General features: G+C 72.0%; 16 protein-coding genes. 9 read left to right on the top strand and 7 right to left on the bottom strand.

Going from position 1 to position 16,274, the window contains the following annotated elements; translation table 11 throughout:
* Window positions 1-53: 53 nt before the first annotated feature.
* From ACLVWQ_RS25990 to ACLVWQ_RS26005, 4 genes are all read right to left on the bottom strand, one after another.
* On the bottom strand, window positions 54-473 hold the full coding sequence (locus tag ACLVWQ_RS25990; protein ID WP_414111591.1) for a RidA family protein: 420 nt from the start codon (window positions 471-473) through the stop codon (window positions 54-56).
* A 124-nt stretch (window positions 474-597) separates the two neighbouring features.
* Complete coding sequence (locus ACLVWQ_RS25995; RefSeq protein ID WP_414111592.1) at window positions 598-3,030, bottom strand: Tex family protein; 2,433 nt, start codon at window positions 3,028-3,030, stop codon at window positions 598-600.
* 194 nt (window positions 3,031-3,224) lie between these two features.
* Window positions 3,225-3,368, bottom strand: coding sequence for an LPFR motif small protein (locus ACLVWQ_RS26000; protein ID WP_307130397.1), 144 nt, complete (start codon window positions 3,366-3,368; stop codon window positions 3,225-3,227).
* Between the two features lie 107 nt (window positions 3,369-3,475).
* Window positions 3,476-4,342, bottom strand: coding sequence for an SCO6745 family protein (locus tag ACLVWQ_RS26005; RefSeq protein ID WP_414111593.1), 867 nt, complete (start codon window positions 4,340-4,342; stop codon window positions 3,476-3,478).
* A 109-nt stretch (window positions 4,343-4,451) separates the two neighbouring features.
* Between ACLVWQ_RS26005 and ACLVWQ_RS26010 the strand changes: the two genes are divergently transcribed.
* Both ACLVWQ_RS26010 and ACLVWQ_RS26015 read left to right on the top strand, forming a co-directional pair.
* Entirely contained in the window at window positions 4,452-5,474 is a 1,023-nt protein-coding gene (locus ACLVWQ_RS26010) for a GlxA family transcriptional regulator (RefSeq protein ID WP_414111594.1), read from the top strand.
* A 252-nt stretch (window positions 5,475-5,726) separates the two neighbouring features.
* Window positions 5,727-6,362 (top strand): DJ-1/PfpI family protein, encoded by a 636-nt coding sequence (locus ACLVWQ_RS26015; protein ID WP_414111595.1) that lies wholly within the window; start codon window positions 5,727-5,729, stop codon window positions 6,360-6,362.
* Here ACLVWQ_RS26015 and ACLVWQ_RS26020 read toward each other — a convergent pair.
* Entirely contained in the window at window positions 6,349-7,128 is a 780-nt protein-coding gene (locus ACLVWQ_RS26020) for an enoyl-CoA hydratase/isomerase family protein (protein ID WP_414111596.1), read from the bottom strand. The genes ACLVWQ_RS26015 and ACLVWQ_RS26020 overlap by 14 nt on opposite strands.
* 96 nt (window positions 7,129-7,224) lie before the next feature.
* On the opposite strand from ACLVWQ_RS26020, the gene ACLVWQ_RS26025 reads away from it, so the two are divergent.
* Window positions 7,225-7,947: an HdeD family acid-resistance protein gene (locus tag ACLVWQ_RS26025; protein ID WP_414111597.1), complete on the top strand. Its 723-nt coding sequence runs from the start codon at window positions 7,225-7,227 to the stop codon at window positions 7,945-7,947.
* 129 nt (window positions 7,948-8,076) lie between these two features.
* Window positions 8,077-8,586: an ATP-binding protein gene (locus ACLVWQ_RS26030; RefSeq protein WP_414111718.1), complete on the top strand. Its 510-nt coding sequence runs from the start codon at window positions 8,077-8,079 to the stop codon at window positions 8,584-8,586.
* A gap of 159 nt (window positions 8,587-8,745) precedes the next feature.
* On the opposite strand, the gene idi is transcribed toward ACLVWQ_RS26030, so the two are convergent.
* Both idi and galE read right to left on the bottom strand, forming a co-directional pair.
* Window positions 8,746-9,339, bottom strand: a complete 594-nt coding sequence (gene idi, locus ACLVWQ_RS26035) for an isopentenyl-diphosphate Delta-isomerase (protein WP_414111598.1) — start codon at window positions 9,337-9,339, stop codon at window positions 8,746-8,748.
* Window positions 9,340-9,702: 363 nt separating this feature from the next.
* Window positions 9,703-10,671, bottom strand: coding sequence for a UDP-glucose 4-epimerase GalE (gene galE / locus ACLVWQ_RS26040; protein ID WP_414111599.1), 969 nt, complete (start codon window positions 10,669-10,671; stop codon window positions 9,703-9,705).
* Window positions 10,672-10,963: 292 nt separating this feature from the next.
* Here galE and ACLVWQ_RS26045 point away from each other — a divergent pair, with 292 nt between their 5' ends.
* Genes ACLVWQ_RS26045 through ACLVWQ_RS26065 form a run of 5 tightly spaced genes read left to right on the top strand, consistent with a single transcriptional unit; the run spans window position 10,964 to window position 16,214 of the window.
* The gene (locus tag ACLVWQ_RS26045; protein ID WP_414111719.1) at window positions 10,964-12,769 is read left to right on the top strand and encodes a DUF5941 domain-containing protein; all 1,806 of its coding nucleotides are present in this window, start codon (window positions 10,964-10,966) and stop codon (window positions 12,767-12,769) included.
* Window positions 12,766-13,518 (top strand): sugar phosphate nucleotidyltransferase, encoded by a 753-nt coding sequence (locus ACLVWQ_RS26050; protein ID WP_414111600.1) that lies wholly within the window; start codon window positions 12,766-12,768, stop codon window positions 13,516-13,518. The genes ACLVWQ_RS26045 and ACLVWQ_RS26050 overlap by 4 nt, the downstream gene beginning before the upstream one ends.
* Complete coding sequence (locus ACLVWQ_RS26055) at window positions 13,506-14,567, top strand: iron-containing alcohol dehydrogenase family protein (RefSeq protein WP_414111601.1); 1,062 nt, start codon at window positions 13,506-13,508, stop codon at window positions 14,565-14,567. Before ACLVWQ_RS26050 ends, ACLVWQ_RS26055 begins: the two co-directional genes overlap by 13 nt.
* Window positions 14,545-15,324 (top strand): CDP-alcohol phosphatidyltransferase family protein, encoded by a 780-nt coding sequence (locus ACLVWQ_RS26060; protein WP_414111602.1) that lies wholly within the window; start codon window positions 14,545-14,547, stop codon window positions 15,322-15,324. Before ACLVWQ_RS26055 ends, ACLVWQ_RS26060 begins: the two co-directional genes overlap by 23 nt.
* Window positions 15,321-16,214, top strand: a complete 894-nt coding sequence (locus tag ACLVWQ_RS26065) for a glycosyltransferase family 2 protein (RefSeq protein ID WP_414111603.1) — start codon at window positions 15,321-15,323, stop codon at window positions 16,212-16,214. Before ACLVWQ_RS26060 ends, ACLVWQ_RS26065 begins: the two co-directional genes overlap by 4 nt.
* The last annotated feature ends 60 nt before the right edge of the window (window positions 16,215-16,274 follow it).

A 16,274-nucleotide genomic window follows, 5' to 3' on the forward strand; every position in this document is an offset into this window, starting at 1 on the left:
TGCCCGGCCCAGAACCTGATCCACCCCACCCCACAAGAGCCATCAGAAACGACCTAGGCGGATCCGCCGGGCAGGGCCACGGTGAGATCCACCTCGACGAGCTGTCCCGTGAAGCCCAGCTGCGCGACGCCCAGGAGCGTGCTCGCGGTGGTGAACGCCGGGCCCAGGGCCGACGCGGTGAGCCGACTCCATGCGGCTCCGAGAAGGTCCCTCTCGTCGCTTCGCACGTAGATCACCGACCGCACCACATGTTCGGGCCGGGCACCCACCGCTGCCAGGGCCGTGAGCGCGTTCGCGACGACCTGGTCGACCTGCGAGTCGAGGGAACCGGGACCGACGAGGTCGCCGTTCCGGTCAAGCGGGCACTGCCCCGCCAGATAGGCGGTACGGCCCGCCTCCACCACGGTGATGTGGTGGTAGCCGGGTGTCTCGTGCAGCTGCTCGGGGTTGATGCGGGTGATCTGCTCAGTCATGTCAGCGAGTCTGACCAGCGTGGTGCCGGCCCGCACCGCATTTTCCCCACCGGCCCGGCCCCTTGGCAGCGGTCCGGGCCCGGCCCTCCGGTGCGAACCGAAGTCCCGGGCCCGGCCGACCGCGTCAGCCGCGTCCCTTACGACCCTTCGGGTCGACGAGCCCGGCCCGCCGCAACGCGTCCGCCATCGCGCTGTTCCCGGCCGGCGGCGCGGCCTGACGCGCCCCGGAGCCACCGGTGCCGCCACCACCCCCGGCACGCCCCCGCTGCTGAGGCGGCCGGCCGCCACCACCGCGCTGAGCACCGCCACCGCGCTGAGGCCGTCCGCCTGAGGCGGCCGCCCCCTCCTGCCCGGCGGCCGCCACCTCGTCGTCCAGCCGCAGCGTCAGCGAGATCCGCTTGCGCGGAATATCGATCTCGAGCACCTTCACCTTCACGATGTCGCCGGACTTCACCACGTCCCGCGGGTCCTTGACGAACGTCCTGGACATCGCGGAGACGTGCACCAGACCGTCCTGGTGCACCCCGACGTCCACGAACGCGCCGAACGCCGCCACGTTCGTGACGACCCCTTCGAGGACCATCCCGGAGACCAGGTCGGCGATCTTCTCGACGCCGTCCTTGAAGGTCGCCGTCTTGAAGGCGGGCCGCGGGTCGCGCCCCGGCTTCTCCAGCTCCCGCAGGATGTCCGACACCGTCGGCAGCCCGAACGTCTCGTCCACGAAGTCGGCCGGCCGCAGCGAGCGCAGCGCCCCCGTGTTGCCGATCAGCGAACCGACCTCGCTCCCCGCCGTCTTCACCATCCGCCGGACCACCGGGTACGCCTCGGGGTGCACGCTCGACGCGTCCAGCGGGTCGGTGCCGCCGCGGATGCGCAGGAAGCCCGCGCACTGCTCGTACGCCTTGGGGCCGAGCCTGGCCACCTTCTTCAGTGCGGTGCGCGACGTGAACGGGCCGTTCGCGTCACGGTGCGCCACGATGTTCTCGGCGAGCCCGGAGGTGATGCCGGAGACCCGGGAGAGCAGGGGCGTCGACGCCGTGTTCACGTCCACGCCGACGCCGTTCACACAGTCCTCGACGACCGCGTCGAGGGAGCGCGAGAGCTTCACCTCGGACAGGTCGTGCTGGTACTGGCCGACACCGATCGACTTCGGGTCGATCTTCACCAGCTCGGCGAGCGGGTCCTGCAGGCGGCGCGCGATGGAGACGGCGCCGCGCAGCGACACGTCCATGCCGGGCAGTTCCTGCGACGCGAACGCCGACGCCGAGTACACGGACGCGCCCGCCTCGGACACCATCACCTTGGTGAGGTTCAGCTCCGGGTGCTTGGCGATGAGCTCGCCGGCGAGCTTGTCCGTCTCGCGGGACGCCGTGCCGTTGCCGATCGCGATCAGCTCGACCGCGTGCTCCTTGGCCAGGCGCGCGAGCTTGGCGACGGCCTCGTCCCACCTGTTCGCCGGGACGTGCGGGTGGATGACGTCCGTGGCGACGGCCTTGCCGGTCGAGTCGACCACGGCCACCTTCACCCCCGTACGGAACCCGGGGTCCAGGCCCAGCGTCGAGCGGGTGCCCGCCGGGGCGGCGAGGAGCAGGTCGCGCAGGTTCGTCGCGAAGACGTCGACCGCCTCGTCCTCGGCGGTCGTGCGCAGCCGCAGCCGCAGATCGATGCCGAGGTGGACGAGCAGCCGGGTGCGCCACGCCCAGCGGACCGTGTCCGTCAGCCACTTGTCGCCGGGGCGGCCGCGCTCGGCGATCCCGAAGCGGTGCGCGACGATCCCCTCGTACGAGGACGGGCCGGGCTGCTCGGACGGCTCCTCGGGCTCCAGGACGAGGTCCAGGACCTCCTCCTTCTCGCCGCGCAGCATGGCGAGGACGCGGTGGGAGGGCAGCTCCTTGAAGGGCTCGGCGAAGTCGAAGTAGTCGGCGAACTTGGCGCCCGCCTCCTCCTTGCCCTCCTTCACCTTGGCGGCGAGCCGGCCCCGCACCCACATGCGCTCGCGCAGTTCGCCGATCAGGTCGGCGTCCTCCGAGAACCGCTCGGTGAGGATGGAGCGGGCGCCGTCCAGGGCCGCCTGCGGGTCGGCGACGCCCTTGTCGGCGTCGACGAAGGCCGTGGCGGCGGCGACCGGATCGACCGAAGGGTCTTTGAGGAGGCCCTCGGCGAGCGGCTCCAGACCGGCCTCACGCGCGATCTGCGCCTTCGTGCGCCGCTTCGGCTTGAACGGCAGGTAGATGTCCTCCAGCCGCGCCTTGGTCTCGGCGCCCCGGATCCGCTCCGCCAACTCGTCGGTGAGCTTGCCCTGCTCGCGCACCGAGTCGAGGATCGCCGAGCGCCGGTCCTCCAGCTCGCGCAGGTAGCGCAGCCGCTCCTCGAGCGTGCGCAGCTGCGCGTCGTCGAGCATCTCGGTCGCTTCCTTGCGGTAGCGGGCGATGAAGGGCACCGTCGAACCGCTGTCGAGCAGGTCGACGGCCGCCTTGACCTGCCGCTCCCGTACGCCGAGCTCCTCGGCGATCCTGGCTTCGATGGACCCTGCGAGGGGTGGCAGCTCTGTGGTCACGATTCCCGTACCGCCTTCTTGACTGAGGTTGCGCCGCAATTGTGGCAGGTGGCACCGACAACGGGGGATCAAGGGCGTCGGGACGTGCGAGAAGTCGGAAGCGTGCGGAGCCGGACACGCTCTCGGCGTGTCCGGCTCCGCACGGCACTCTTCACCGCTCGTCGGTCTTCACTCGTCGGTCTTCGGGTCCTGGGTCAGGCCCTGCGCGTCCGTCCGCCCCTGCGCGTCGAACTGGAGGCGCCGCCGAACAGCCGGGCCAGGGCCCGGAACGGAAGCGTCACCACGGTGGCGACGGCCCCGCCGATCTGTCGCAACACGTCTGCGATGGCACGGAACACGAGTTACCCCTTTCGTCTCCCGATCGGTACGGCCGGGAGAGACCCGGGTACCTCGGATCGGCCTCCCGAATCCCGTGGAGTCCCCGGGCCGTTGCGGAGGCGGGCGGTCAGCCCTTGCCGAACGCGTCCTGGGGGAACGCGCCGGCCGCCAGCGCCGCCGAGGTCAGCCCCGTGCCCAGCGCCGTGAGGCGCTCGACACCCGCGGCGCCCAGATGCTCGTACGGGGCCCGGTCGAGGTGGTCCGTGCGGGCCTCGACCTGCTTGCGGAGTGCGACCCCTTCGGGCGTCAACTCGCCCTCGGCGGTGAGCAGTCCGCGCTCGCGGAGCCGGGCGCAGGCCGCGTCCCAGTCCGTGCGGCGCCAGCCGCGGGTGGACATGACCCACTTCGGCGCCATGCCCCGGCCGGTGGCGGTGTGCGTCACCAGCGCTTCCATCGGGTCGAGCTCCGCGTCGAGCAGCACCGCGAGATGCCCGTCGCCGCGGTGCTCGCGCAGCAGCGTGGCCGCGTGCCAGAGCGCCATGTGCGGCGCCTCGGGCACCGGCAGGTCGGCGTGGGCCGCGTACAGCGGGCGGGCGGTCCTGGTGCACGCCTCGGTGGCGCGCAGCGCCAGCCCCGCGGCCTCGGCGACCTCCTCGGAGGCGATCGCCTCGTCCCCGAGGAGCCGTCGCAGCGTCGCGTCGGCGGCACGCTCGCGCGCCGCGAGCGCCACCTCGGGAGAGACGGTCCGCCACACCTCGGGCACGTGCCGCGCCACCAGCTCGTGGTGGAAGTTGTAGAACGTCGCGGTCACCGTGCCCGCGCCCACCGCGCCCATGGCCGCGGCCCGCACCGCGAAGTAGGCGGCGCTGCGGTCCGGCACCCCGACCGCGGCCAGCTCTCTGCCGAGGTCCGGCGAGAAGTACTGGCACGAGTGCAGCGGGTTGAGGACGTTGTGACATCGGCGTCCGGCGCGTTCCGGCAAGGCTGTGGTCATGGCCTGCACGTTACCGACTGGTTGGTACGTAGGGAAGCGGCGGGGAATGGCAGAGAAGGTGGGGTATTCGTCATTGCGGCCATCTCCGTACCCGCGAAGAATCGAGCGCATGGCCCACCGAACCGTCCTCGTCGTCCTCTTCGACGGCGTCCAGAGCCTCGACGTCACGGGCCCCGTGGAGGTCTTCGCGGGCGCCGACCTCCAGGCGGGTGAGCCCGGCGAGACGTACCGGATCCGCACCGCCTCCCTGGACGGCTGGCCGGTGCGTACCTCCAGCGGTCTGACCCTGGTCCCGGACCACGCCCTCGGTGAGGCCCCGGTGCCGCACACCCTGCTCGTCCCGGGCGGCCGCGGCACGCGCGGCCCCGAGCGGCGCGTGGTCGACTGGCTGCGCGAGCACGGCCCGCGCGCCGAGCGCCTGGTCTCCGTCTGCACCGGGGCGATCCTGCTGGCCGAGGCGGGCCTCCTGGACGGACACCGGGTGACGACCCACTGGGCGTACTGCGACCAGCTCGCCCGCGACCACCCGGCCGTCGAGGTGGACCCGGACCCCATCTACGTACGTGACGGCCGGGTGGCCACCTCGGCCGGGGTCACCGCCGGGATCGACCTCGCCCTGGCGCTCGTCGAGGAGGACGTCGGCCGGGAGGCGGCGCTCACCGTCGCCCGCCATCTCGTGGTCTTCCTCAGACGCCCGGGGAACCAGGCCCAGTTCAGCGCCCAGCTGTCCGCGCAGACGGCCCGGCGCGCACCTCTGAGGGACGTCCAGCAGTGGATCACCGAGCATCCGGGCGAGGACCTGTGCGTCGAGACACTCGCCGCCCGCGCCCGGCTGTCGCCCCGCCACTTCGCCCGCGCCTTCCAGGCCGAGACGGGCACGACTCCGGGTCGCTATGTCGACTCGGTACGCCTCGAACATGCCCGCCGCCTCCTGGAGGACACCGCGGACGGCATCGAACAGATCGCCAGAACCTGCGGCTACGGCACCCCGGAGGCGATGCGACGCGCCTTCGTGAAAACCCTGGGAACGGCCCCGGCGGAATACCGCCGCCGCTTCCACCCGACAACGGACACCCCGCAGGCGGCGCGGGAAACGGCACGCCGGCCCTCCACGACGCGCACGGCCCGCTGATCCGAACAGGGCTCCACGGACACCTGGCAAGGGGCGCGGGGAACGGCGCGCCCAGCCCACGACGACCGGCACGTGACCCACACCTCCGCTCCGGGCGTGGCCCGCTGATCCGAACAGGGCTCCACGGACACCTGGCAAGGGGCGCGGGGAACGGCGCGCCCAGCCCACGACGACCCGCACCCGACCCCACACCTCCGCACGCGGCACCCCGCACCCCGCACCGCAAACCCCCCGAACGAACGAAGGGTTCCCATGCAGATCGCCATCGTCATCTTCGACCGCTTCACCGCCCTGGACGCGGTAGGCCCCTACGAGACCCTCGGCCGCCTCCCCGACTCCGAGACCGTCTTCGTCGCCGAACACCGGGGACCGGTCCGCACCGAGAGCGGCAACCTCGCCATCACCGCCGACCAGGCCCTCGCAGAGATCCCGCACCCGGACATCGTGATGGTCGCGGGCGGCCCCGGCCAGACCGGGCAGATGGAGAACGAGGCGCTCCTCGACTGGCTGCGCACGGCCGACACGACGAGCACCTGGACGACGTCCGTGTGCACCGGCTCGCTCCTGCTGGCCGCCGCGGGCCTGCTCGGGGGACGCCGGGCGACCTCCCACTGGCTGGCCCTGGACCACCTGGAACGCTTCGGCGCCGAGCCGACACGGGAGCGGGTCGTGACCGACGGCAAGTACGTCACGGCCGCCGGAGTCTCGGCCGGCATCGACATGGGCCTCACCCTGCTCGGCAGGATCGCGGGCGACGAGTACGCCCAGAGCGTCCAGCTCGCGGTGGAGTACGACCCCCGGCCGCCCTACGACGCGGGCTCCCCGCAGAAGGCGCCGGCCCACGTCGTCGAGGCGCTGCGCTCCCGCAGCCGCTTCATCCTCTCCTAGCGCCCGCGGCGCCTGCGGCGCCCGAGGAGGTCCAGGTGAAGGCCGCCGGACGCCGCTCCAGGAACGCGGCGACCCCCTCGGCGGTGTCGTCGCTCTCCCGCGCCTGCCGCGCCCAGTACCCGTCCCGGTCGGTGCGGCCGTCCGCGAACTCCTTCGCCGCGGCCTGGGTCAGCTGCGAGCGCGACACGAGGACCCGGGCGAACTCCGCGACGCGCTCGTCCAGTGCGCCGCCGGACAGCACCTCGTCCACGAGACCCGTGCGCAGTGCCCGCCCCGCGTCGATCAACTCGCCCGAGAACAGCAGGTACTTCGCGGTGGCGGGCCCCACCAGGGACACCAGGCGCCGGGTGGAGGAGGCCGGGTAGACGATCCCCAGTTTCGCGGGGGTGACCCCGAACGACGCCTGCTCGTCGGCGAACCGCAGATCGCACGCCGCCGCGAGCTGGCACCCTCCGCCCACGCAGTGGCCGCGTACGGCCGCGAGCGTCGGCTTGGGGAACGCGGCGAGCGACTCCTCCGCCCGCACCGCGAGATCCTGTGTCCCTCCGGCGGAACCCCGCAGCGAGGAGATGTCGGCCCCCGCACAGAACGTCTCGCCCTCCCCGGTGAGCACGAGCACCCGTACGGCAGGGGCGGCGGCCAGCGTGTCGAGCAGCGGCGGCAGCGCCCGCCACATGTCCGCCGTCATGGCGTTGCGCTTGGCGGGGTGGTGGATGACGACGGTGGCGACCCCGTCGGCGACGCTGTGCGGCAGCTGCGGCTCCATGGCCGGATGCTATCCGTCCTCCTCGAACGTACGATCAAGGAGGGGGCGGGTAGTCGTGAGGGCACGAGGACACGGGGGCCGTCCGAGGAGGCGCCGATGGCCAGGTTCAGGCCGAGGTCCAGATCCACACCCGAGCCCGCATACGAGTCCGAACCCGAGACCGCCACCGGACCGGGACCAGGGAGCGGTCGCGGGGACGGGGACCGAAGCGACGAGGCCGCCAAACTCAGCCGCGGTTTCGGCTGGCTCGCCGCGCTGGGAGTGATCCTGGTGCTCGCGGGCCTGGTCGGCCTCGTCTACACCGGTGTCGCCACGCTGACCTCGATGCTGCTGTTCGGCTGGCTGCTGCTGATCGGCGGCGTGGTCGGACTGCTGCACGCGGTGCAGGCCCGCGCCTCCAACTTCTTCTGGCTCGGTGTCGTGGTCGCGGCCCTGAACATCGCGGCCGGTGTCGTGATCATCAGCAAGCCCGAAGCAGCCGCCGAGGCACTCACCATGTTCGCCGCGTTGCTGTTCCTGACCGGCGGTGTCTTCCGCCTGGTCGGCAGCCTGGTGGTGCGCGGCCCCCAGTTCGGCTGGTCGCTCGTGCAGGGCGCCTTCGGTCTGCTGCTGGGCATCCTCGTGCTCGCGTCCTGGCCGAGCAGCAGCAAGTACGTCATCGGTACGTTCTTCTCGCTGGCGCTGCTCTTCGACGGGCTGGGCCTCGTCGCGACCGGATACGGCGGCCGGCGCATCGTCAGTCTGGTCTCGGACCAAACCCGTACAACCCGAAGAGTTCCCAATTCGGCACGAGATCGACAAGATCGATCACACAGTTGACGATCTCCTGCGTCCGCGATCAGAAACCATCGATACTCGCTGACTTCTGTTCAGTTATCCGGTGGGGACCAGCGCGTTATCAACACTCGACGTGTGGTGACAATCGAGCGCAAGGGCGGCGACCGGACGATGGACGACCAGGGGCGGGGGCCCGGCCCACGTCCTGACGGCGGCGTGGAGGCGCCCCCGGACGGCAGACCGCACGGCCCACTGCCCTACGAGGGCGTCTGGCGGTTCACCGCTCCCGCCGTCGACGCCTCGGTGCCGCAGGCCCGGCACGCGGTGCGTGACCTGCTGGCCCGCCAGGGCGTACCCGTCTCGGACGACGTCGTGCACGGGCTGCTGCTGATCGTCTCCGAGCTGGTGACCAACGCCGTCCGGCACGCGGCGGTGGTCTCCCCGATGCTCGCCGTCGAGGTCGCCGTCGGCGCCGAGTGGGTGCGGGTCTCCGTGGAGGACGACCACCCCTACCGCCCGACGGCCCTGGAGGCCGACCACGCCCAGACCGGCGGCCGGGGCCTCCTGCTCGTGACCGAGATCACGCGAGAGGCGGGCGGTGTGTGCGACGTGGAGCACACGGCCACGGGAGGCAAGGTGATCTGGTCGGCGCTGCCCCTCGCCGTCACGCGGGCGGTCTGACCACCGACGTAGTGCACGGGCGGTCTGCAGGGGCGGTCTGACCGCCGTCGTGCGACAGGTCCGAGCCGGGCCCCAGACATTCCCCGATGACCCGTTCCGCGCCCCCGTGGGGGCGCGGAACCACGCGCGTGGCCCGCCCGCGTGGGCGGGACCCGGAGGTCACCAGCCCGCGGGGGTGCCCGTCAGTTCCCTGATCGCCGGCCGGGCCGCGTCCAGGACCGTCATGAACCACGCCGAGAACGGGTCCTTCGCGTGCCGCTCGGCGAGTTCCGCCGCGCTCACGAAGGCCGTCGACCCGACCTCCTCGGGGTCCGGCCGCAGTGTCGACTGCACCATCCCCACGAAGAGATGGTTGAACTCCTGCTCCACGAGACCCGACTCCGGGTCCGGGTGGTTGTAGCGGACCGTGCCCGCCTCGGCGAGGAGGGAGGGCGACACCCCCAGCTCCTCGAACGTCCGGCGCGCGGCCGCCGCGAAGGGCGCCTCGCCGGGGTACGGGTGGCCGCAGCACGTGTTGGACCAGACACCGGGGGAGTGGTACTTGCCCAGCGCGCGCTGCTGCAGCAGGAGCCGGCCCCGCTCGTCGAAGAGGAAGACGGAGAACGCCCGGTGCAGCTGGCCGGGTGGCTGATGGGCCGTGAGTTTCTCCGCCGTGCCGATCGTCGTGCCGTCCTCGTCGACCAGTTCGAGCAAGATGGCTTCAGCAGTGCCGTTCGACGAACTGTGCGTCGCGGTGGCAGGAGTGATCGGCATACCCGTCCTTCGCATCGGTCTTCGAGCCCCAAGTCTGCCGTACTGAACCGGCACTCCCGGCACCACGCGGGGTCCCGCACGTCCGGTTCCGTCGCGCGGCCGAACCGGACATCACGCCCAGTACCGGCCGGACGCCGAAAGGGGCCGGACACTGGATCGTTCCCACCGTTACCGGCATGGAACCGTCCAGAACGGTGGTGATCGCCACGTCCCCGGAGCGGGACACCGGGCCGTACGCCGTAGCGCGAAGTCCGTCCCCCGCGCCCGCCGACCGGACCGCACGCGGGCGCGCCCCCTCCACCACCGGGCGTACGCCCTTCCGTCCACGCCCGCCGCGGCGCGCACGTCCAGCGTGTACGCATGTCACGCGTGGTGCAACTGCCAGCCCCGCCAGGCCGACTCGACCATCTCGCGCACTCCGCGCCGCGCGCTCCAGCCCAGTTCCTCGGCGGCCGACGCGGCCGAGGCGACCGCGCGCGGGGCGTCACCCGGCCGGCGCGGCTCGACGCGCGCGGGGCGGGTGTCACCGGTGACCTCGCCGATGAGCGTGACGAGTTCACGCACCGAGACCCCCTCGCCGCGGCCGATGTTGACCGTCAGATCGCCCGGGGAATCCGCCGACACCAGTCGCCGGGCCGCCGCCAGATGTGCCTCGGCGAGGTCGGCGACATGGATGTAGTCGCGTACGCACGTGCCGTCCGGCGTCGGGTAGTCGTCGCCGAAGATCCGGGGAGCCTCGTCACGCGTGAGCCGGTCGAAGACCATCGGGACCACGTTGAAGACACCGGTGTCCGCCAGTTCCGGCGCGGCGGCGCCCGCCACGTTGAAGTAGCGCAGGCACACGGTGCCGATGCCGTGCGCGCGTCCGGCGGCCCGCACCAGCCACTCGCCCGCGAGCTTCGTCTCGCCGTAGGGGCTCATCGGGGCGCACGGGGTGTCCTCCGTGATGAGATCCACGTCCGGGTTGCCGTAGACGGCCGCGGACGAGGAGAAGAGGAAACGCCGCACACCCGCCCCGGCGACGGCGTCCAGGAGCGTCGCGAGCCCTCCGACGTTCTCCTGGTAGTAGCGCGTGGGCTGGGCCACGGACTCACCGACCTGCTTGCGCGCGGCCAGGTGCACCACACCCGTCACCGCGTGCTCGGCGAGGACCCGCTTGAGCAACTCCCCGTCGAGGGACGAACCCTGGACGAGCGGGATCCCGTCGGGCAGCCGCGAGGGAACCCCGGCCGACAGGTCGTCGAGCGCGAGCACACGCTCCCCGGCCTCGGCCATGGCCCGCGCCACATGCGCCCCGATGTATCCGGCCCCACCTGTGATCAGCCATGTCATGGGCGCCCACCCTATGCCGGTCGGCGCCCTGGGGAGGGCACCGGGGCTATGCCGTGAATTGCGCCGGAATGGGTCGCGGTTTGTGGGCCGGGCCCACCATCCACGATGATGATCGTGGCGGAAGCGATGGTCACATCGTGTTGATCGGGCCATGAACGGGCGGTGAACGGCCGCTTCCCGTCATCCGATAGCCTCTGCCGACACGCCGCCCGGCCGTACTCGGCCAGAGGCGCACCCCCACCACGCACATGCCCGGCGTCGTGCACGCCGGAACCCAGAGGAGTGAGTTCGTCTGTCGACCGCCATCCTCACCGGTCAGCCGGTCCCCGGGTCGTCGCTCGAGGGCGATCTGCGGTCGCTCGGCTTCGACGTGCGGGTCGCCACGGACGCGGCCGACGCCGAGACGCTCCTCGCCGGCGTCCCCCCGGACCAGCGGGTCGCCGTCGTCGACTCCCGTTTCGTCGGACACGTCCACGCGCTGCGGCTCGGTCTGACCGACCCCCGCTTCGAGGCCGCCGCGATCCCCGGTGCCGTCACCGCCAAGCCCGCGGCGCGCGCCGCCCTGGGCCGGGCCCTGCGCACCGCCTCCACGGACGCCTCCAACGGCTCCGTGGTGGTCGGCATCGTCACCGACCGGGTGTCGGAGGTCCTCGACACCGATCTGCACCGCCCGGTGCTGGGCGACCTCGTCGCCGAGGTACCGCGGGACCCGCAGGCCCGTAACGAGGCCCGGCAGGCCGTCTCCTCGGTGGACGAGGAGGCGATCCGGCTCCGTACGGCCGTGAAGTCCCGTGACGGCTTCTTCACCACGTACTGCATCAGCCCGTACTCCCGCTACCTCGCCCGCTGGTGCGCCCGCCGCGGTCTGACGCCGAACCAGGTCACCACGGCGTCGCTGCTCACCGCGCTGGTCGCGGCCGGCTGCGCGGCGACCGGCACCCGGGCCGGCTTCGTCGCCGCGGGCCTGCTGCTCCTCTTCTCCTTCGTCCTCGACTGCACGGACGGGCAGCTCGCCCGCTACTCCCTGCAGTACTCCACGCTCGGCGCCTGGCTCGACGCGACGTTCGACCGGGCCAAGGAGTACGCCTACTACGCGGGCCTCGCCCTCGGCGCGGCCCGCGGGGGCGACGACGTATGGGCGCTGGCCCTCGGCGCGATGATCCTGCAGACCTGCCGGCACGTGGTGGACTTCTCCTTCAACGAGGCGAACGCCGACAGCACGGCCGCCGACGGCAGCACCAGCCCCACCGCCGCCCTCTCCGGCAAGCTCGACAGCGTCGGCTGGACGGTCTGGCTGCGCCGGATGATCGTGCTGCCCATCGGCGAGCGCTGGGCGATGATCGCCGTGCTCACGGCGGTCACCACGCCCCGCGTCACCTTCTACGTGCTGCTCGTCGGCTGTGCCTTCGCCGCGCTGTACACGACGTCAGGCCGGGTGCTCAGGTCGCTGACCCGCAAGGCACGGCGCACCGACCGCGCCACGCGCGCACTGGCAGAGCTCACCGACTCCGGCCCGCTCGCCTCGCTGCTGGGAAAGCTGCCCGTGAAGCCGCCGTACGGTGCGCGTCTCCTGGTCGTGCTGCCGGGCGCCGTGCTGCTGGTCGCCGCCGCCCGGGCCGGCGGTTACGGCAGCTGGTGGCCCGTCCTCGCCGCCGCGCTGTACGTGCTGACCTCCGGCGCGGCCGTCGCGCTGCCGCTCAAGGGCGCCCTGGACTGGCTGGTCCCGCCGGTGCTGCGCGCCGCCGAGTACGGCACGGTGCTGATCCTGGCCGCCGAAGCCGATGTGAACGGCGCCCTTCCGGCAGCTTTCGGGCTGGTGGCCGCGGTCGCCTACCATCACTACGACACGGTGTACCGCATCCGCGGCGGCGCGGGCGCGCCGCCGCACTGGCTGGTGCGGGCGATCGGCGGGCACGAAGGCAGGGCGCTGCTGGTCACCGTCCTGGCCGCGCTGCTCGCCGCTGAAGATTTCAAGGTCGCGCTCGCGGTTCTCGCCGTGGCCGTGGCTCTGGTGGTGCTCTTCGAGAGCATCCGCTACTGGGTGACCGCGCACAGGCGCGGCGCACCCGCCGTACACGATGAAGGAGAACCCGCATGATCGGCCTCGTGCTGGCTGCCGGCGCCGGACGGCGTCTGCGTCCCTACACCGACGTCCTGCCCAAGGCCCTGGTGCCGGTGGGACCCGAAGGCGACGAGGACAGCATCACCGTGCTCGACCTCACCCTCGGCAACTTCGCCGAGATCGGTCTGACCGAGGTCGCGGTCATCGTCGGTTACCGCAAGGAAGCCGTCTACGAGCGCCGTGAGGCGCTGGAGCAGAAGTACGGCGTCAAGATCACCCTGATCGACAACGACAAGGCCGAGGAGTGGAACAACGCCTACTCCCTGTGGTGCGGCCGTGACGCCATCAAGCACTCGGTGATCCTCGCCAACGGCGACACCGTGCACCCGGTCTCCGTCGAGAAGACCCTGCTCGCCGCCCGCGGCGACGGCAAGAAGATCATCCTCGCCCTCGACACGGTGAAGTCGCTCGCCGACGAGGAGATGAAGGTCGTCGTCGGCCCCGAGGGCGGCATGACGAAGATCACCAAGCTGATGGACCCGGCCGAGGCGACCGGTGAGTACATCGGCGTCACCCTCATCGAGGGCGACGCGGCCGACGAGCTCGCCGACGCGTTGAAGACGGTCTTCGAGACGGACCCGCAGCAGTTCTACGAGCACGGCTACCAGGAGCTCGTGAACCGCGGCTTCCGCATCGACGTGGCCCCCATCGGCGACGTCAAGTGGGTCGAGATCGACAACCACGACGACCTCGCCAAGGGACGTGAGATCGCGTGCCAGTACTGACGAGGCTCATCCCCTCGCCGGTCGTCGTCGACATCCGTCCGGGTGCCCTGGACGACCTCGGGGCGGTCCTCGCCGACCAGCGCATCTCGCACTCCGGCAAGCTGGCCGTCGCGATCAGCGGCGGCTCGGGGGCCAAGCTGCGTGAGCGGCTGGCCCCGGCGCTGCCGGGCGCCGACTGGTTCGAGGTCGGCGGCGGCACCCTGGACGAGGCGATCAAGCTCGCCGACGCCATGAAGAAGGGCCGTTACGACGCGGTCGTGGGCCTCGGCGGCGGCAAGATCATCGACTGCGCGAAGTTCGCCGCGGCGCGTATCGGCCTCCCGCTGGTCGCCGTCGCCACGAACCTCTCGCACGACGGTCTGTGCTCGCCGGTCGCGACCCTCGACAACGACGCGGGCCGCGGCTCGTACGGTGTGCCGAACCCGATCGCCGTCGTCATCGACCTCGACGTGATCCGCGAGGCCCCGGTCCGCTTCGTGCGCTCCGGCATCGGCGACGCCCTGTCCAACATCTCCGCGATCGCGGACTGGGAGCTGGCCAACCGCGAGAAGGGCGAGCAGATCGACGGCCTGGCCGCCGCGATGGCCCGCCAGGCCGGCGAGGCCGTGCTGCGGCACCCGGGCGGCGTCGGCGACGACGCCTTCCTCCAGGTGCTCGCCGAAGGACTGGTCCTCACCGGCATCTCCATGTCGGTCGCGGGCGACTCCCGCCCCGCGTCCGGCGCCTGCCACGAGATCAACCACGCCTTCGACCTGCTCTTCCCCAAACGCGCCGCCAGCCACGGCGAGCAGTGCGGTCTGGGCGCGGCCTTCGCGATGCACCTGCGCGGTGCCCACGAGGAGTCGGCGTACATGGCCGAGGTCCTGCGGCGCCACGGACTGCCCGTGCTGCCGGAGGAGATCGGCTTCACCCTGGACGAGTTCGTCCAGGTCGTGGAGTTCGCCCCGTCGACCCGGCCGGGCCGCTACACCATCCTCGAACACCTCGCCCTCTCCACCGACCAGATCAGGGACGCATACGCCGACTATGCAAAAGCCATCGGTAGCTGAGCTCCGCCCGGTCGTCCACCCGCCGGGTGTGAAGGACCGCCGCAGCGGCGAGCACTGGGCCGGCCGGCTCTACATGCGCGAGCTCTCGCTGCGCATCGACCGGCACCTGGTGAACACACGGGTCACGCCCAACCAGCTGACCTATCTGATGACCGTCTTCGGCGTGCTCGCCGCCCCGGCCCTGCTGGTACCGGGCATCCCGGGCGCCGTGCTCGGCGTGCTGATGGTGCAGCTGTACCTGCTGTTCGACTGCGTCGACGGTGAGCTGGCCCGCTGGCGCAAGCAGTTCTCGATGGCCGGGGTCTACGTGGACCGCGTGGGTGCCTACCTGTGCGACGCCGCGGTCCTGGTCGGCTTCGGACTGCGCGCCGCCGATCTGTGGGGCACCGGGCGGATCGACTGGCTGTGGGCCTTCCTCGGCACCCTGGCCGCCCTCGGCGCCATCCTGATCAAGGCCGAGACCGACCTGGTCGGTGTCGCCCGCCACCAGACCGGCAAGGCCCCGGTCCAGGAGTCGGCGTCCGAGCCGCGCTCCTCCGGTGTGGCCCTGGCCCGCAGGGCCGCCGCCGCGCTGAAGTTCCACCGGCTGGTCCTCGGCGTCGAGGCGTCCTTGCTGATCCTGGTCCTCGCGGTCCTGGACACGGTCAGGGACGACCTGTTCTTCTCACGGCTCGGGGTCGCGGTCCTGGCCGGCATCGCGCTGCTGCAGACCCTGCTGCACCTGGTGTCCATCCTCGCTTCGAGCAGGCTGAAATGAGCGCGGCCACGAAGGTCGGCGCGGTGATCATCACCATGGGCAACCGCCCCGACGAACTCCGAGCCCTCCTCGACTCGGTCGCCAAGCAGGACGGCGACCCGGTCGAGGTGGTCGTGGTCGGCAACGGCTCGCCCGTACCGGACGTCACCGGGTCGGCGCCGGGTGTCCGCACGGTCGAGCTGCCGGAGAACCTCGGCATCCCCGGTGGGCGCAACGTCGGCATCGAGGCGTTCGGCCCCGGCGGCACCGACGTGGACGTCCTGCTCTTCCTGGACGACGACGGCCTCCTCGCCCACCACGACACGGCCGAGCTGTGCCGGCAGGCGTTCGGGGCCGACCCGTCGCTCGGCATCATCAGCTTCCGCATCGCCGACCCCGAGACGGGGGAGACCCAGCGCCGGCACGTGCCGCGGCTGCGCGCCTCCGACCCGATGCGCGACTCCCGCGTCACCACCTTCCTCGGCGGCGCCAACGCGGTCCGTACGAAGGTGCTCGCCGAGGTCGGCGCGCTGCCCGAGGAGTTCTTCTACGCCCACGAGGAGACCGACCTCGCCTGGCGGGCCATCGACGCGGGCTGGATGATCGACTACCGCTCGGACATGGTGCTCAACCATCCGACGACCGCGCCCTCGCGGCACGCGGTCTACCACCGGATGGTCGCCCGCAACCGCGTCTGGCTCGCCCGTCGCAACCTGCCCGCGCCGCTGGTCCCCGTCTACCTCGGCGTCTGGATGCTGCTCACGCTGGCGCGCCGCCCGTCCCGCCCCGCGCTGCGGGCCTGGTTCGGCGGCTTCAAGGAGGGCTGGACCAGTCCGTGCGGCCCCCGGCGCCCCATGAAGTGGCGTACGGTGTGGCGCCTGACCCGACTGGGCCGACCACCCGTCATCTGACAAGCTCGATGTCTGAGAGCATTCGGGCCGTACCCCGGTCCCTGTCTTTGGCCTACGCCC

Source organism: Streptomyces sp. CWNU-52B, from assembly GCF_047444975.1.
GTDB lineage: Bacteria > Actinomycetota > Actinomycetes > Streptomycetales > Streptomycetaceae > Streptomyces.

Bases quoted from the DNA above. Each gene is read 5' to 3' on its own strand.
- galE (WP_414111599.1), bottom strand. From the start codon at position 10,671: ATGACATGGCTGATCACAGGTGGGGCCGGATACATCGGGGCGCATGTG.
- ACLVWQ_RS26010 (WP_414111594.1), top strand. From the start codon at position 4,452: ATGGCCCACCGAACCGTCCTCGTCGTCCTCTTCGACGGCGTCCAGAGC.
- ACLVWQ_RS26050 (WP_414111600.1), top strand. From the start codon at position 12,766: ATGATCGGCCTCGTGCTGGCTGCCGGCGCCGGACGGCGTCTGCGTCCC.
- ACLVWQ_RS26015 (WP_414111595.1), top strand. From the start codon at position 5,727: ATGCAGATCGCCATCGTCATCTTCGACCGCTTCACCGCCCTGGACGCG.
- ACLVWQ_RS25990 (WP_414111591.1), bottom strand. From the start codon at position 473: ATGACTGAGCAGATCACCCGCATCAACCCCGAGCAGCTGCACGAGACA.
- ACLVWQ_RS26005 (WP_414111593.1), bottom strand. From the start codon at position 4,342: ATGACCACAGCCTTGCCGGAACGCGCCGGACGCCGATGTCACAACGTC.
- idi (WP_414111598.1), bottom strand. From the start codon at position 9,339: ATGCCGATCACTCCTGCCACCGCGACGCACAGTTCGTCGAACGGCACT.
- ACLVWQ_RS26065 (WP_414111603.1), top strand. From the start codon at position 15,321: ATGAGCGCGGCCACGAAGGTCGGCGCGGTGATCATCACCATGGGCAAC.
- ACLVWQ_RS26020 (WP_414111596.1), bottom strand. From the start codon at position 7,128: ATGGAGCCGCAGCTGCCGCACAGCGTCGCCGACGGGGTCGCCACCGTC.
- ACLVWQ_RS26025 (WP_414111597.1), top strand. From the start codon at position 7,225: ATGGCCAGGTTCAGGCCGAGGTCCAGATCCACACCCGAGCCCGCATAC.
- ACLVWQ_RS26060 (WP_414111602.1), top strand. From the start codon at position 14,545: ATGCAAAAGCCATCGGTAGCTGAGCTCCGCCCGGTCGTCCACCCGCCG.
- ACLVWQ_RS26030 (WP_414111718.1), top strand. From the start codon at position 8,077: ATGGACGACCAGGGGCGGGGGCCCGGCCCACGTCCTGACGGCGGCGTG.